A 15,460-nucleotide genomic window follows, 5' to 3' on the forward strand; every position below is an offset into this window, starting at 1 on the left:
ACTCCAACGAGGCGTGGTTGACTACGCGGCCGATCAGCGCTTGACCGGGACTTCGCCGACGCGTGCGCCGGTGGCGAAGAAGTCGTGCAGGTCGTGCGCGAAGGTGTCGAACTTGTTGTACGTGTTGCGGTTGATGCGCACGAAGAAGTTGTACGCCAGCACCGCCGGGATCGCGACGAACAGACCGATCGCGGTCATGATCAGCGCCTCGCCGACCGGGCCCGCCACCGCCTGCATCGAAGCATCGCCGGACATGCCGATGCGGATCAGGGCGTGGTAGATGCCCCACACCGTACCGAGCAGACCGACGAACGGCGCGGTCGCACCGACCGAGGCCAGCAGGGTCATGCCGCTTTCGAGGCGTGCGCTCTCGCGGGTCACGGCCTGGCGCAGGGCGCGGTCCACGAACTCCGAACGGTTCAGCGACTCGACCAGGCGCGAGCCTTCATGACGCTGGTGGTGCGACGCGGCCTGGGCGGCATCGAGCGCGATCTTGGAGAACGGCTCGCTGCGCGGCTGCTCTTCCATGTAGCGGATGGCGTCCTGCGCGTTCGGGGTTTCCCAGAACGTGCTGATCACGCGGTCCGAAGTGCGACGCAGACGCATGTTGCGCACCACGTTGAAGATCATCCAGTACACCGACATGGCCGACATGACCACGAGGGTGATGAACACGATCCAGGCCACCAGATCGAAGTTCTGGATCATGTGGCCGAAGCTCATCTGCTGGAGGGCTTCGGCGTTGTTGGCCCCTGCGGCGGCGGCGTTGGTGGTTTCCTGAAGCATGACGCTTACCTTTAATTAGATATGTCGTGGATAGGAGGAGCTGTTGCGGGTTGCGTGAACTGTTCCGTGCGCCCGATCAGCGCGGCGGAACGAAATCGACCGGGACGCGCACGCGGCTGGCCACGGCAACGCCGTCGCGAACCTCGGGGTTGAAGCGCCACTTGCGGGCCGCGTCCATGGCAGCACGATCCAGGTTGCGGTTGCGGCTGGACTTTTCGACCGACACGTCCAGCACGTTGCCCTGGGCGTCGATGCTGATCACCAGCACCACGGTACCGCCAACGCCCTGGCGGGCTTCGGTGGGCGGGTAGCGCGGCGGGTTCAGTGCACGCGAGGACGCGTCGACGCTGGAGCCGATCGACTGCGCCGGAGCCGGAGGCGACGGCGGGGCCGGAGGCGGCGCCGGCGGATCGATCGGTGACGGATCCTCGAACACCACCGGCGGCTGTTCCGGCGGCGGCGGCGTCGGCGCCGGCTGCGGCGGCGTCAGCTTCGGCGGCGGCTTGAGCTCCTTCGGAGGCTCCGGCGGCGGCGGCGGCGGCGGCGGCGGCGGCGGGGGTGGCTTGATCAGGTTGACGACGGTGACTTCTTCTTCCTCGGCGTTCTCTGCCGGGGGAGCCATCGGCGCCAGCAGCAACAGGAGGGCCATGGCGTGCACGGTGATCGCCATGGTGATACCGGCAATACGTGCCCAGTTCAGCCCTTCGTCGCCGTCGTCGTGGGATGCGTGAATTTCGAGGTCTTGCGTCATGCGCCGTAAGCTCGGGAGGGGTTTCCGGACGCACAGCGCGCCGCGGGACATCGAGTGGATCCCCGTAACCGTTTCCGGCGACGGGAACTACCTAGCATATACCAAACCGTACCCGGGGTTCCAAGTACGGTCCGGGCCTGCGGGTTTGCCGGATCAGTTGCCTTGCAGGGCGATGATCTGGTCGGCTTCCTTCGGGCTGTCCAGTCCCTTGGTCTTGGCCTGGCGCGCGGCCTCCTTGGCCTCGGCGATCCGGTCTTCCTGCCACAGCACCTTGGCCAGGTTGAGGTACGTCTCTCCGTTATCGTCCAGCGGCGCCGCTTTTTTATAGGCCTCGATCGCAGGGGCGATCTGGTCCGAGAAGTAGTACGCCTGGGCTTGGGCGACGTAGACCTGATGGTCTGGCTTCAGAACGCCCTTCTCCAGACCCTCGGTGATCACTTCAGCGGCCTTGGCCTCCTGACCGTCGAGATTGAGATACGTGCCGTAGAGCTGCCTGTATTCACGGTCCTCGGTCAGCTGACCGGCCAACCGGAGTCGCTCAAGAACGGCGGCCGCCTTATCCAGCTGGTCACCCTGCATGTACACCGCGGCCAGATTCATCTGCGCACGCTTGTCATTGGGGTTCTCAGCACCAATCCTCTCGGCCAGCGCGGACGCCTCGGCTTCCTGTCCCGTTTCGATATACGTGGCCACCAACAACTGGAGCCAGTCGGCACGAGGCTCATCCGAAGAGTCAACGGCTTCCTTCAGGACCTCGGAGGCCTCTTGGAACCGGTCCATGCGATAGAGCGCATTGCCTTTGAGTACCAGGTGCTCGGGCTTGCGGCTGCCCGACTCCTGGAAGAATCGATCAAACGTTGCGATCGATTCGGCGTACTGCTCCTCCTGCAACTGGAGCTGGCCCAGCATCAGCATCGCGCCGAAGTGTCCGTCATTGTCCAGTCCATTGAACTCGATCGCCCGCTTGAGGTAGCTCATGGCGGCGACCATGTCATCCGCGTCGTACGCCGCTTGGGCGGCGATCTGCGCAGCGAAGGCACGGTCATACTCGTTCGCGCGTTCGTTCGCGATGATTTCTTCAGCCGCAGCACGTGCTTCCGTGCCTTTGTCCTCGTCGTAGAGATCGACCATCTTTTGCAGGCGTGGTGACATGCGCGCGGACGCCTTGGCCGAAGGCGCCTTGCGCGTGGCGTTGGCATAAGCAGATTCGGTGGTACTGGACGAAGCGGACTGGCCGCGCTCGGCTTGGCGTTCGCGGCGCTCTGCCGCAGACTGGGCAAACGCAGAGCCCACGGTGGCGACCATCAATGCCGATCCCACCGCAGCGGCCAGGACGGTACGAGTCAAGGAAGGCTTCATCGATATACCTCGGAACAGGGATGCGTATTGGGCCGTGTGGAACACGGCAGGCCCGTGGAACAACTGTCGCGGGCGGGCCGGTCACGCTACCAGAAAGCCTGCGTCGGGCGATACCTCAACCCTAACGGTCGTTCATCCACACCGCGGCGTACGGCCGGAGGCGCGGGCCTGCTGGTAGGTCGGCGCCAGGCTGCCAGCACGTTGGCGCAGTTCGTCGATGCGCGACTGCGGATCGGGGTGGGTGGAGAGCCATTCCGGCGGCCGGCTGCTGCTGGCCGCGATCATGTTCTGCCACAGGTTGACGGCCTGTGCCGGGTCAAAGCCCGCCTGGGCCATCAGGCGCTGTCCGACGACATCGGCCTCCAGCTCCTGGGTGCGGTTGTTGGGCAGCAAAAGGCCCGCCTGCACCGCCGCGCCGCCTAGCTGGCCGGCCGCATTGGCGGCGCCCTGCCCGTATTGCGACCCGACGATCGCGCCGAGGATGCCCAAGCCCGCCTGCGCACCCATCTGGCGGGTGATCCGCTCATCGTGGTGGCGGGAAACGACGTGTCCGACCTCGTGCGCGATCACCGCCGCCAGCTGGTCCTGGTTGCGGGCGACCGTGAAGATGCCGGTGTTGATGCCGACCTTGCCGCCCGGCAACGCGAACGCGTTGGGGGACTCGTCGACGAAGAGTGCGGTTTCCCAGTTGGCCTGCCAGTTGGCGGGCAACTCGCGGGCGACCGAATTGACCACGCAGCGCACGTAATTGGTCTGCGTCGAGTTGGTGCTCTGGCGGTTCTGCGCCTTGGCCTGAGCGAAGGCTTCCTCCCCCATCTGGTTGAGCTGTTCCTGCGAAACCGCGCCCACTTGCTGGCTGCGGCCCGTAGGCGAGGTAGCGGTGGCGCAGGCGGTAACGGCGGTGGCGATGGCCAGGCTGAGGAGCAGAGGCTTCATGGATGGCGCGTCCTGAATCGGAGAGGCCTTCCGTTGTAGACGCGCCCGGATCAAAGACCCGTCAATACTGCGGAACCTGGATCCGTTCGTTCAGCCCGGCCCGAACAGCAGCAGGCCTGCGGCGACCAGGTTGTTGGTCGCGTGGGCAATGATCGGCGCCCACAACGTGCCGGTTCGCCAGTATACCCACGCGAACGCAGCGCCCATGCCGCCGTAGACCACCAGGAGCATGGCGAGTGCGGGCCACTCGTTGGCGCTCAGGCCGGGCATCTCATGGACCAGCGCGAACACCAAGCTGCTCAAGACCAGCCCGAGCCAAGGCCGGCCCGCACGCCACAGGCGGCCGAACAGCACGCGACGGAACAGCAGCTCTTCGTACGCCGGGGCCAGCACGACCACCAGCAGCAGGACCAGAGCGGGTCGATCGGCGATGGCGTCCATCAGCGCTAGGTTCGTCGGCTCGGGCTCGACACCCAGCGACCGGCCCACCCAGGCCAGCGTCGCGCTGAACAGGAAAACCCCGATGCCGGCCATCACCGCCAAGTTCCATGTCGTGGGTGCGCGGATCGCCTGTATGGAACGCACCCGCTCCGCGACGGTCGCGCGACCGCGCCACAGGTAGGTAAGCAGCGCCGCGATGCCCGTGGCACCGATCCCGATCAGGGCCAGCGCCACCGGCCCGGGCATGAAGGCGTCTGCCGGTACGTCGGCCATGTCGCGGCCCGACAGCGCCATGGACACACCTTCCGCCGCGCCCCACGCGACAAAGCCCAGTACCGCAATGGCGAGCATCAGCGCGGCGGCCATCCCCACGTCCAGCACGAACGCGCCCACCGGGCGTAGCCACCCGCCGGGCGGCGCTCGCGTGTCTTGTTCGTTCGACGTCACGGCAGCTTCCATGCCTTCATCCGGTCCCGGTCAGATATCGAGGTTGGCGACCTTCAGCGCGTTGTCCTCGATGAATTCGCGTCGTGGTTCGACCACGTCGCCCATGAGGGTGCTGAAGATCTGGTCGGCCGCAACGGCATCCTCGATCCTCACCTGCAGCAGGCGGCGGGTCTCGGGATTGACCGTGGTGTCCCAGAGCTGCTCGGGATTCATCTCGCCCAGGCCCTTGAAGCGCTGGATCTGGCGGCCCTTCTTGGCTTCGTCCATCAGCCACGCCTGGGCCTCGGCAAAGCTGGACACCGCCTGTGCCCGGTTGCCACGGACGATCTGCGCGCCCTCGCGGATCAGCCCGTGCAGTTGGGAGGCGGCCTCGCGCAGGGCGCGAAGTTCGCCCTGTTCGAACACCGACACCGGCAGCACCTGGGTGATCTCCTCGCCCATGTGGCGACGGGTGACGCGCAACGCGGCCGGATGCTGCTCGTTGGCCGGCACCAGCGCCAGCGCATAGTGCGGCCGGCCCAGGCCGCGCTTGTTGAGCCGCGCTTCCAGCGCTTCGATTTCGTGCTGCTCGTCGATGTTGCCGGCCAGGTGCGCGCTGTCCAGCGGCGTGAAGTCGATCAGCGCTTCCAGCACCGCCGGATCGTAGCGGTGGGCGTTGCGGGCGATGGTCTCGCGCGCGCCGGCATACACCAGCAGCAACTTCTCCAGGGCGGGCCCTTCGATCGGCAGCTCGCCGGTGGCCGGGACGAGCGATGCACCCTCCACGGCATTGCCGGCCAGGTAGGCGTCCAGGGCCGCGTCGTCCTTGAGGTAGAGCTCGTTCTTGCCCTGCTTGATCTTGTACAGCGGCGGCAGGCCGATGTAGATGTGGCCGCGCTCGATCAGTTCGGGCATCTGACGGTAGAAGAACGTCAGCAGCAACGTGCGGATGTGGCTGCCGTCCACGTCGGCGTCGGTCATCAGGATGATGCGGTGGTAGCGCAGCTTGTCCGGGTTGTACTCGTCCTTGCCGATGCCGGTGCCGAGCGCGGTGATCAGGGTGCCCACCTCGGCCGAGCCCAGCATGCGGTCGAAGCGCGCGCGCTCGACGTTGAGGATCTTGCCCTTGAGCGGGAGGATCGCCTGGGTCTTGCGGTTACGGCCCTGCTTGGCCGAGCCGCCGGCGGAATCACCCTCGACGATGAACAGCTCGCTGAGGGCCGGATCTTTCTCCTGGCAGTCGGCCAGCTTGCCCGGCAGGCCGGCGATGTCCAACGCGCCCTTGCGGCGCGTCAGGTCACGGGCCTTGCGCGCGGCCTCACGGGCACGGGCGGCATCCACGATCTTGCCGGCGATCGCGCGGGCCTCGTTCGGGTTCTCCTGAAGGAACTCCTCCAAACGTGCGCCGAACGTGCTCTCAACAACCGGCCTCACGTCGGAACTGACCAGCTTTTCCTTGGTCTGGCTGGAAAAGCTCGGGTCCGGCACCTTCACCGACAACACCGCGATCATGCCTTCGCGCATGTCATCGCCCGACAGTGCCACCTTGGCCTGCTTGGCGATGCCATTCTGCTCGATGTAGTTGGTCAGGGTGCGCGTCAGGGCCGCGCGGAAGCCGATGAGGTGGGTGCCACCGTCCTTCTGCGGGATGTTGTTGGTGAAGCAGAACATCGTTTCCTGGTAGGCATCGGTCCACTGCAGGGCGACGTCCACCGTGATGCCGTTCTGCTCACCCGTCACCGAGATCACGTTGGGATGCAGCGGGGTCTTGAGCTGGGCGAGGTGCTCGACGAACGAGCGGATGCCGCCGGCGTACTGGAACACATCGCGCTTGCCGTCGCCGCGCTCGTCGACGAGCGTGATCTTGACGCCCGAATTGAGGAAGGACAGTTCGCGCAGGCGCTTGGCCAGGATGTCGTAATGGAACTCGACGTCCGAGAACGTCTCCACCGAGGGCCAGAAGCGCAGGGTGGTGCCACGGCGATCGGATGCGTCCAGGCGCTTGAGCGGATAGACCGGCTCGCCGTGCGCGTATTCCTGCTGGTGGTGCGCGCCGTCGCGCCAGATATCCAGCGTCAGCTTCGAGGACAGCGCGTTGACCACCGACACGCCCACGCCGTGCAGGCCGCCGGACACCTTGTAGCTGTTGTCGTCGAACTTGCCGCCGGCATGCAGCACCGTGAGGATCACCTCCGCCGCCGAGCGCCCCTCTTCCTTGTGGATGTCCACCGGAATGCCGCGGCCATTGTCCGAGACCGAGGCCGAACCGTCCTCGTGCAGGGTCACCACGACTTCGTCGGCGTGGCCAGCCAGCGCCTCGTCGATCGAGTTGTCGACCACCTCGAACACCATGTGGTGCAGGCCCGTGCCGTCGTGCACGTCACCGATGTACATGCCCGGACGCTTGCGCACGGCTTCCAGACCCTTCAGCACCGTGATCCGGCTGGAGTCGTAGGTCTGGCTGGGCTGGGGCGAATCGATGGCGGGGTCTTGCGAGGGGTCGTGCTCGATCTGGGTCATTGCGCAGCGGGCTCCGACGACGCGGCCGCAGGTGCGCGGCGGCGTCGAGACACATTAGCTATACGTCGCGACAGTATACCAGCCGCGGCCGCGGCGCCCGAGCTTGCGGTTGTCTAGCGCCGCTCGGGCAGCCCATGTTCCACGTGGAACACGGTTGGAGTCAGCCCCAGATCGAGCATTCCGGGCGGGGCTTCGGTGCCTGTCAGGAAGGCCTGGGCACCCCACCCGACCAGTCGCTCTAGCACCCGGGCCTGATGCGCACGGTCCAGTTCAGACGCCAAATCGTCCAGCGCCACCACCGGCCACTCACCGCGTCGCGCCGCGTGATGCTCCCCCTGCCCAAGAATTGCGGCCAGCGCCGTGATCTTGGCCTGCCCCCGCGACAGCGCCTCGCGGCCGGGCAGGCCGGAGAAGTCCACGCGCCAATCCGCGCGGTGGGGCCCGACTGAGGTGTAACCCGCGAGCAGGTCGCGGTCCCGGGACAGCAGCAAGGCATCGGCGAGCGACACCGCGTCGCGTCGCCAACCGGGCTGATACTCCAGCGAGATCCCACCCAACGCCGGGGCCCAGGCTTCCAGAAGGGTCGCTACGTGGGACTGGAGAGCGCCAAGATAGGCCTCACGCTGGCGGGTCACCACCTCGCCGCCTGCGGCCATTTCGTGCTCCCACGCCTCCAGCTCGCCGGAGCCACCGCGCCGCTTGAGTAGGGCGTTGCGCTGTTTGAGTGCGCGCGCATAGCGTCGCCACGCAGCCAGGAAGTCATGTTCCACGTGGAACAAACCCCAATCGAGATAGCGACGCCGGTGCTCGGCCGCGCCGGTGATCAACGCGTGGCTGCCCGGTTCGAACGTCACCACGGCCAGCGCGGCGCACAGGTCGCCCAGTTGCTCCACGTCACGCCCGTCGAGGCGTCCCGTCCAGTCGCTGCCGGTATGCCGCAGCCCGGCGCGACGACGGCCCAGGCTTGCCCCGCGAGCGCCCGCCTGGTCCCCTGCAGGTCCCTCTTCCCACTCAACGAAGATCTCGAGCGCCGACTGGCCTTGGCGGATCAACCCGTCCCGCACCCGGCCACGAAAACTCCGTCCGTACGCCATCAGGTGGAGTGCTTCGAGCAAGCTGGTCTTGCCCGCACCGTTGCCACCGGTGATCAGGTTGAGCCCGGCTGACGGTTCGATCGAAACATCCTCGAATCGCCGGAGCTGTCGCGCTTGGAGCCGGATCACCCTCATGGCATGGCCACCGAAACGCGCGAGGTTTCCAAAGGCATGACACGAACACGCCCGGACAAGCCGGGCGTGTGGAGTACTTCATGTTCCACGTGGAACCTTTCAGGCATCAATCAGAGCCGCAGCGGCATCACGACGTGTCGGCACCGGTCATTGGACGCCTCGCGGACCAGTGCGGACGAATTGGCATCGCGCAGCGCCAGGACCACGTGCTCGTCGCGAAGCGCAGTCAACGCGTCCAGCAGGTAGTTCACATTGAAGCCCACCGACAGGTCGTCGACCCGCGTGTCGGCCTCGACCTCTTCCTGCGCTTCTTCCTGCTCCGGATTGTGGGCACTGATCTTGAGCTGTCCCGGGGAGACTTCGATGCGAACCCCGCGGTACTTCTCGTTGGACAGAATCGCGGCGCGCTGGAGCGATGCCCGCAGCACTTCACGGTCGATGCGGACCTCCTTGTCGGCGCCGATCGGAATCACTGCCTCGTAGTCAGGGAAGCGACCGTCAATCAGCTTGCTGGTAAACGTGACGTCGTCACGCTTGACCCGGATGTGCCCTCGGCCCATCTCAAGTTCCAGTTCGCGGTCGCCGCCTTCGAGCAGGCGCTGCAGCTCGGTCACGCCCTTGCGCGGCACGATGATCTGGCGCTTGGCCTGGGCACCACCCTCGTATTGCGCCTCGCACAGGGCCAGGCGATGGCCATCGGTGGCCACGCAGCGCAGCGAGTTCTCGCGAAGATCGAACAACAGGCCGTTGAGGTAATAGCGCACGTCCTGCTGGGCCATCGCGAACGCCGTGCGCTCGATCAGCTCCTTCAGGGCGGCCTCGGGCACGCGGACGCGCTCGGTGGCCTCGACCTCGTCGATCGAGGGGAAGTCGTTGGCCGGCAGCGTCGCCAGCGTGAACCGGGAGCGCCCCGCCGAGACGGTGACCTTCTCGGCCGTCTGCGACACCGTCACCTTGCTGCCATCGGGCAGGGCTCGGACGATCTCGAACAGCTTGCGGGCCGGGATCGTGGTCTCACCGTCCTGCGCCTCGTCCACCGCGATCCGGGAGATCATCTCGACCTCCAGGTCGGTCCCGGTCAGCGACAGCTGGCCGTCCTGCACCTGGACCAGCAGGTTGGCCAGGACCGGCAGGGTCTGGCGACGTTCGACCACATTGACGACCTGCGCCAACGGCTTGAGGAAAACCTCGCGTTGCAGACTGAAACGCATGCGGACCGTGCTCCCCTATGCCCAAGACAAGATGTTGGATAAATCTAAAGCGTTGTGGTGATGGAGTCGGCCAAAAGCCGGGAAAACCCGACCAACCCCTTGAATCTATTCGATAAAAACACTTGCTGAACGTCTGTAAAACTCCCCGACGGACGGCGGACAAGCTGTGGACAACTTTCGGGCCGGATCGCGGGTCGCGACTTATCCCCATGTTGTCCCGGCATCGTCCACCGGGTTCACGCCGGCCTACTCGCTCAGCTTGCGGATGAGCTTTTCCCAGTCCTCCCGCATCTTGCCGTCGGTCTCCATCAGGGTGCGGATCTGCCGGCAGGCATGCAGCACCGTGGTGTGGTCGCGACCGGCGAACGCGTCACCGATTTCCGGCAGGCTGTGCTCGGTCAGCTCCTTGGTCAGCGCCATGGCCATCTGGCGCGGCCGGGCGAGCGAGCGTGTCCGCCGTTTCGACAACAAGTCCTTGATCTGCAGGCCGTAGTAGTCTGCCACGGTCTTCTGGATGTTGGGGATGCCGATGGCCTGCTGCTGCGCGCGCAGCAGGTCGCGCAGGGTTTCCTGGGCGAACTCCACGGTGATCGCGCGGCCGGTGAAGTTGGCCCGGGCCGCCAGCGTGTTGAGCGCGCCCTCCAGGTCGCGCACGTTGCTGCGCATCTTCTTGGCCAGCAGGAACGCCACGTCCTCGGGAATGTTGGCACCGCGCTCCTTGGCCTTGGACAGCACGATCTGCGCGCGAGTCTCGAAGTCGGGCGGCTCGATCGCCACGCTCAGGCCCCAGGCCAGGCGCGACTTCAGCCGTGGCTCCAGGCCTTCGACCTCGCGCGGGTAGCGGTCGCAGGTCAGGATGATCTGCTGCTTGCCGTCGAACAACGCGTTGAAGGTGTGGAAGAACTCCTCCTGCGTGCGGTCCTTGCCGGCGAAGAACTGGATGTCGTCGATCAGCAATGCGTCGACCTGCTGGAACTGGCGCTTGAAGCCGTCCATTGCCTTTTCCTGCAGCGCTTTCATCATCGCGCTGAAGAACTGTTCGCTGCGCAGGTACATCACGCGGGTGGCGGGGTTCTGCCGGCGCATCTCGTTGCCGGCGGCAAACATCAGGTGCGTCTTGCCCAGGCCCGTACCGCCGTACAGCAGCAACGGGTTGTGGGCGCGCTCGCCGGGCTTGAGCGCGGCCTGCCAGGCGGCGGCGCGGCCGAGCTGGTTGCTGCGGCCCTCGACGAAATTCTCGAAGGTGTAATGGCTGTCCAGGTGGCCGTTGAACGGCTCGCCGGTGGTCGTGACCGGACGCGTGCCCGGCGCGACCGTGGCCGGTCCCAGCGACGGGGTGACGGCCACTGCAGGGGCCACGCGTGGCAGCGAACCGACCTCCAGGCTCACCGCGTCGCTGCCGGCGAAATGCGCCAGCAGCTCGCGGATGCGCGCCAGGTACCGTTCGCGCACGTGTTCCACCACGAACGCGTTGGGTGCGTACAGCACCGTCACGTCATTGCGGCGGGTCGCCTGCAGCGGGCGGATCCAGGTGTGGACGTCCTCGGCCGGCAGTTCGGCTTCAAGGCGTTCGAGGCAGCGGGGCCAGGCGTCCGGGGTCGGGGATTGCACGGTGTCGAACTCGGGAATGGGCGAAGCGGACCCCTGCACGGCACCGGGGCGCCGCGCCGCAGGGCGGTAGGGGGTCGGTCAGACTACCACCGGCGCGCGTCGCCGACTGTGCCGTCGTGGTTCGGTGCAAGGCACCCCGGACGGCGCAGGCCCTGGTACTCCGGGTCCCGCCATGACTTGACCGGGACCCCGCGGGCTGGCTATAGTCGCCGGTCTTTTCCGCCGTATACCGCAGAGCCGACCATGGCCACCAAGCGCACCTACCAGCCCAGCAACCTCAAGCGCAAGCGCGACCACGGTTTCCGTGCCCGCATGGCGACCGCCGACGGCCGCAAGATCCTCGCCCGCCGTCGCGCCAAGGGCCGCAAGCGTCTCTGCGCCTAAGCGCGCTGCTGACTGCCGCGGCCGCCCTGCGCGCCGCCGCCACCCGATGATTCCGCCCCGACTCCCGCGCACCGCGCGGGTTCGCGCGCGCCCGGAATTCGACCGCATTTTCAAGCACGGGCGCCGGGTGGCGCTGCCCGTGCTGGCCCTTCATGTCTGTCCGCCCGCGCAGCCCGACGGCCCGGCGCGGCTGGGGCTGGCGGTGTCACGCAAGGTCGACCCGAGGGCCGTGGGCCGCAACCGCATCAAGCGGGTGCTGCGCGCCGCCTTCCGCGAATGCCGTGCGCACCTGCCCCCGGCCGATTACGTCATCGTGGCCCGTCCCGGCGCCTCGTCCTGCGACGGCGATGCCCTGCGCAGCGCGTTTGCGCGGCTGCTGCAACGGGCCGGTGCGTTGCCCGACCCTGCCGGCGCCGGCACAATGCCCGCCGCTGCACCGACCGGACCCGACGCGGCGCCGACCGCCGTCCGTCCCCCAGATCCAGATCCCACCTCGCCGGACCGCTCCGGCTGAGTCCTGACGCGCGCGACGTGCGTGCCGTCCCACCGCCTTCGAAAAGTACCCCGACACCATGAACCAGACCCGCGTCTTCCTGATCTTCGCCTGGCTGGCGGTGGCGACCCTGCTGTGGATGGAGTGGGGCAAGGAGCGCGACGCCTCGCGGGCCCCGACCATGCCGGCGGCCGCGGCGACGACGACCGCATCCGGTGCGGTGCCGGCCGCGGGCGGGCAGGCACCGGCCGTGCCGAGCGCGACCCCGGGCATGGCGGCGGCCGAGCCGGCCCCGGCGGCGGCCAGCGCGCCCGTCGTCACCATCACGACCGACGTGCTGCAGCTCGAGATGACCGGCGGCGAGATCCGCCAGGCCGACCTGCTGGGCTACCCCAGCGAAGCCGCAGACGACAGCGCGCCGGTGCGCCTGTTCGACCAGGCTGCCGGCCGCTATTTCGTGGCCCGGACCGGCTGGGCCGGCAACGACGTCGCGCCCTCCCACGACGGCGGCTTCAGGCCGGTCGGCAGCACCTCGCGGTATGCCTTGGCCGAGGGTGCGAACACGCTCGAGGTGCCGTTCGAGTGGACCGGCCCCAACGGCGTCACCATCCGCCGCACCTACACCTTCGGCCGCGGCCAGTACGCGGTCAGCGTGCGCGACGAGGTGGCCAATGCCGGCAGCCAGCCCTGGCAGGCCTACGTCTATCGCGAGCTGAGCCGTGAGCCGCGCGCCCTGAGCCGCGGCGGCCCGATGAATGCCGAGCAGTACAGCTTCCAGGGCGCGGCCTGGTACAGCGATGCGGAAAAATACGAGAAGCGCGATTTCGAGGACATCGCCGACGACGGCCCGCTCAACCGCCAGGTGACCGGTGGCTGGATCGCGATGCTGCAACACCATTTCTTCGCCGGCTGGATCCCGCAGGCGGACCAGGCTTCGCTGTTCGTGCTCGAGCACGGCAACGGCCGCTACGAAATCGAGTCGCGCGGCCCGGCCTTTACCGTGGCGCCGGGCGGCACCGCCTCCACCGAAGCGCGCCTGTGGGTCGGCCCCAAGCTGGTCGGCCAGATCCAGGCGCAGGACGTGCCCGGCCTGGACCGCGCCGTGGACTTCAGCCGCTTCAGCATCTTCGCCACGCTCGGCAACTGGATCTTCTGGCTGCTCGATGCCATCCACTCGCTGGTCGGCAACTGGGGCTGGTCGATCATCGGCCTGGTGGTGGTGATCAAGGTGCTGCTGCTGCCGCTGTCGACCGCGCAGTACAAGTCGATGGCACGCATGCGCAAGTTCCAGCCGCGCATCGCCCAGCTCAAGGAGCGCTACGGCGACGACCGCCAGAAGTTCCAGATGGCGATGATGGAGCTGTACAAGAAGGAGAAGATCAACCCGGTCGGTGGCTGCCTGCCCCTGCTGGTACAGATGCCGGTGTTCCTGGCGTTGTACTGGGTGCTGCTGGAGTCGGTCGAGCTGCGCCACGCGCCGTGGATCCTGTGGATCAACGACCTGACCGCGCGCGACCCGTACTTCGTGCTGCCGGCCATCAACATGGCGGTGATGTGGGCGACGCAGAAGCTCGCGCCCACCTCCGGCATGGACCCGATGCAGGCCAAGATGATGCAGTTCATGCCGCTGGTGTTCGGCGTGATGTTCGCCTTCTTCCCGGCCGGCCTGGTGCTGTACTGGATCACCAACGCCGGCATCGGCCTGGCCCAGCAGTGGTACATGACCCGCAAGTACGCCGAGGCACCGGCCAAGGCCTGAGCCCGACGACGCAGGAGCCCGCCACCCGGCGGGCTTTTGCATTGCGGCGTCCGGCACACTGCGCCACCGACCTGACCCACCGACACCGATGATCGACCGCGACACCATCGCCGCCATCGCAACGCCTGCCGGGGCCGGTGGCGTGGGCATCGTCCGGCTGTCGGGACCGGGGGCGCGCGCGATCGGCGAAGGCATCGCCGGCCGGGCGCTCATGGCCCGCCGCGCCGCCTATGCGCGCTTCCGAGATGCCCACGGCGCCACCATCGACGATGGCATCGCGCTGTATTTCGCAGCGCCAGCCAGCTACACCGGTGAGGACGTGGTCGAGCTGCAGGCCCACGGCAGTCCGGCCGTCCTGCACCAGCTGGTCGACCGCTGCTGCGCGCTGGGGGCCCGCCGCGCTAGGCCCGGCGAGTTCAGCGAGCGCGCCTTCCTGGAAGGCAAGCTCGACCTGGCCCAGGCCGAGGCGGTCGCCGACCTGATCGCCGCCAGCGACGTGCGGGCGGCGCGCGCCGCCAGGCGAGCGCTCGAGGGCGAGTTCTCGCGCCGGGTCGAAGCGATCGCCGACGCGATGCTGCGCGCCCGGATCCACGTGGAGGCGGCGATCGATTTCGCCGACGAGCCCATCGAGACCCTCGGCGGCCCGCAACTTCAGGCGGACTTGTCCGCCACCGCCGCCGCGCTGGAGGCGCTGTTGCGCGATGCCGAGCATGGGCGTCGCCTGCGCGACGGCCTGCACGCGGTGATCGTCGGCCCGCCCAACGCCGGCAAGAGCTCGCTGCTCAACGCGCTGGCCGGCCGCGACCGCGCCATCGTCACCGATGTCGCCGGCACCACCCGCGACCTGCTGCATGAGGCGGTGCGCATCGACGGCGTCGAGCTCACCCTGGTCGACACTGCCGGTCTGCGCGAAGGCGGCGACGCGATCGAACGCGAAGGCATGCGCCGCGCCCACGCGGAGCTGGAGCGCGCGGACCTGGCGATCGTGGTGCTCGATGCGCGCGACCCGGCGGCCGGCCGCGACGCGGTGGTCTCGGCTGCCCACGGCGCTCCGGCGCAGCTGTGGCTGCTCAACAAGTCCGACCTGCTGCCGGAAGATGGCGCGCAACCGTCGGGTGACGTGCCGGGTGATGCCTTGGCCGTGTCGGCGCTGACCGGCGAGGGCCTGGACGCACTGCATGACCGGCTGCGCGCGCTGGCGGCGGGCGATGCCGGTGCGTCCGAGGGCGCGTTCACCGCGCGTGCGCGGCACGTCGACGCGTTGCGCCGCGCCGCTGAAGGGCTCGTCCAGGCGCGCGGCGAGCTGGCGCGCGAGTCGCTCGACCTCGCGGCCGAAGCCCTGCGCCAGTCCCACGACGCGCTGGGCGAGATCACCGGGCGGGTGCGCGCCGACGACCTGCTGGGGCACATCTTCTCCAGCTTCTGCATCGGCAAGTAGCGCCGCCCGGGGCCGCCACGCCGGAGCGGACATTCATCGCATTCAGCGCTCCATGCTTGACAAATTCCCCGCGCTGTCGCGTCCTACGCGTCTGTGCGCCGTGCCTGGCGCACTTC

The 15,460-nt window shown here is 67.8% G+C and carries 13 protein-coding genes; 4 read left to right on the top strand and 9 right to left on the bottom strand.

The window, feature by feature from the left end; translation table 11 throughout:
- Positions 1–33: 33 nt before the first annotated feature.
- The 9 genes from K6753_RS00415 to dnaA form a co-directional block, all read right to left on the bottom strand.
- Positions 34–786, bottom strand: coding sequence for a MotA/TolQ/ExbB proton channel family protein (locus K6753_RS00415; RefSeq protein ID WP_223674220.1), 753 nt, complete (start codon positions 784–786; stop codon positions 34–36).
- Between the two features lie 76 nt (positions 787–862).
- Complete coding sequence (locus tag K6753_RS00420) at positions 863–1,537, bottom strand: energy transducer TonB (protein WP_223674819.1); 675 nt, start codon at positions 1,535–1,537, stop codon at positions 863–865.
- A 153-nt stretch (positions 1,538–1,690) separates the two neighbouring features.
- On the bottom strand, positions 1,691–2,896 hold the full coding sequence (locus tag K6753_RS00425; RefSeq protein WP_223674221.1) for a tetratricopeptide repeat protein: 1,206 nt from the start codon (positions 2,894–2,896) through the stop codon (positions 1,691–1,693).
- Positions 2,897–3,028: 132 nt separating this feature from the next.
- Positions 3,029–3,832 (bottom strand): M48 family metallopeptidase, encoded by an 804-nt coding sequence (locus tag K6753_RS00430; RefSeq protein ID WP_223674222.1) that lies wholly within the window; start codon positions 3,830–3,832, stop codon positions 3,029–3,031.
- 90 nt (positions 3,833–3,922) lie between these two features.
- The gene (locus K6753_RS00435) at positions 3,923–4,732 is read right to left on the bottom strand and encodes a type II CAAX endopeptidase family protein (RefSeq protein WP_223674223.1); all 810 of its coding nucleotides are present in this window, start codon (positions 4,730–4,732) and stop codon (positions 3,923–3,925) included.
- An 18-nt stretch (positions 4,733–4,750) separates the two neighbouring features.
- Positions 4,751–7,219 (bottom strand): DNA topoisomerase (ATP-hydrolyzing) subunit B, encoded by a 2,469-nt coding sequence (gene gyrB / locus K6753_RS00440; protein WP_223674224.1) that lies wholly within the window; start codon positions 7,217–7,219, stop codon positions 4,751–4,753.
- Between the two features lie 113 nt (positions 7,220–7,332).
- Positions 7,333–8,448: a DNA replication/repair protein RecF gene (recF, locus tag K6753_RS00445; protein ID WP_223674225.1), complete on the bottom strand. Its 1,116-nt coding sequence runs from the start codon at positions 8,446–8,448 to the stop codon at positions 7,333–7,335.
- A gap of 110 nt (positions 8,449–8,558) precedes the next feature.
- A complete protein-coding gene (gene dnaN / locus K6753_RS00450) occupies positions 8,559–9,659 on the bottom strand; it encodes a DNA polymerase III subunit beta (RefSeq protein ID WP_223674226.1) in 1,101 nt (366 codons plus the stop codon).
- Positions 9,660–9,905: 246 nt separating this feature from the next.
- Positions 9,906–11,270 (bottom strand): chromosomal replication initiator protein DnaA, encoded by a 1,365-nt coding sequence (dnaA, locus tag K6753_RS00455; RefSeq protein WP_223674227.1) that lies wholly within the window; start codon positions 11,268–11,270, stop codon positions 9,906–9,908.
- Positions 11,271–11,513: 243 nt separating this feature from the next.
- Here dnaA and rpmH point away from each other — a divergent pair, with 243 nt between their 5' ends.
- The 4 genes from rpmH (at position 11,514) to mnmE (ending at position 15,344) form a co-directional block, all read left to right on the top strand.
- Positions 11,514–11,654 carry a 50S ribosomal protein L34 gene (gene rpmH, locus K6753_RS00460; RefSeq protein ID WP_031374044.1) on the top strand — a complete coding sequence of 47 codons (141 nt, stop codon included), beginning with the start codon at positions 11,514–11,516 and terminating at the stop codon, positions 11,652–11,654.
- Between the two features lie 46 nt (positions 11,655–11,700).
- Positions 11,701–12,168 (top strand): ribonuclease P protein component, encoded by a 468-nt coding sequence (rnpA, locus tag K6753_RS00465; protein WP_223674228.1) that lies wholly within the window; start codon positions 11,701–11,703, stop codon positions 12,166–12,168.
- 58 nt (positions 12,169–12,226) lie between these two features.
- Entirely contained in the window at positions 12,227–13,906 is a 1,680-nt protein-coding gene (gene yidC / locus K6753_RS00470; RefSeq protein WP_223674229.1) for a membrane protein insertase YidC, read from the top strand.
- An 88-nt stretch (positions 13,907–13,994) separates the two neighbouring features.
- The gene (gene mnmE / locus K6753_RS00475; protein ID WP_223674230.1) at positions 13,995–15,344 is read left to right on the top strand and encodes a tRNA uridine-5-carboxymethylaminomethyl(34) synthesis GTPase MnmE; all 1,350 of its coding nucleotides are present in this window, start codon (positions 13,995–13,997) and stop codon (positions 15,342–15,344) included.
- Positions 15,345–15,460: the final 116 nt, after the last annotated feature.

Source organism: Novilysobacter selenitireducens (assembly GCF_020026895.1).
Classification (GTDB): domain Bacteria; phylum Pseudomonadota; class Gammaproteobacteria; order Xanthomonadales; family Xanthomonadaceae; genus Lysobacter_C; species Lysobacter_C selenitireducens.

Coding starts and splice junctions, on each gene's coding strand:
- K6753_RS00415 (WP_223674220.1), bottom strand. CDS start 786: ATGCTTCAGGAAACCACCAACGCCGCCGCCGCAGGGGCCAACAACGCC.
- K6753_RS00420 (WP_223674819.1), bottom strand. CDS start 1,537: ATGACGCAAGACCTCGAAATTCACGCATCCCACGACGACGGCGACGAA.
- K6753_RS00425 (WP_223674221.1), bottom strand. CDS start 2,896: ATGAAGCCTTCCTTGACTCGTACCGTCCTGGCCGCTGCGGTGGGATCG.
- K6753_RS00430 (WP_223674222.1), bottom strand. CDS start 3,832: ATGAAGCCTCTGCTCCTCAGCCTGGCCATCGCCACCGCCGTTACCGCC.
- K6753_RS00435 (WP_223674223.1), bottom strand. CDS start 4,732: ATGGAAGCTGCCGTGACGTCGAACGAACAAGACACGCGAGCGCCGCCC.
- gyrB (WP_223674224.1), bottom strand. CDS start 7,219: ATGACCCAGATCGAGCACGACCCCTCGCAAGACCCCGCCATCGATTCG.
- recF (WP_223674225.1), bottom strand. CDS start 8,448: ATGAGGGTGATCCGGCTCCAAGCGCGACAGCTCCGGCGATTCGAGGAT.
- dnaN (WP_223674226.1), bottom strand. CDS start 9,659: ATGCGTTTCAGTCTGCAACGCGAGGTTTTCCTCAAGCCGTTGGCGCAG.
- rpmH (WP_031374044.1), top strand. CDS start 11,514: ATGGCCACCAAGCGCACCTACCAGCCCAGCAACCTCAAGCGCAAGCGC.
- rnpA (WP_223674228.1), top strand. CDS start 11,701: ATGATTCCGCCCCGACTCCCGCGCACCGCGCGGGTTCGCGCGCGCCCG.
- yidC (WP_223674229.1), top strand. CDS start 12,227: ATGAACCAGACCCGCGTCTTCCTGATCTTCGCCTGGCTGGCGGTGGCG.
- mnmE (WP_223674230.1), top strand. CDS start 13,995: ATGATCGACCGCGACACCATCGCCGCCATCGCAACGCCTGCCGGGGCC.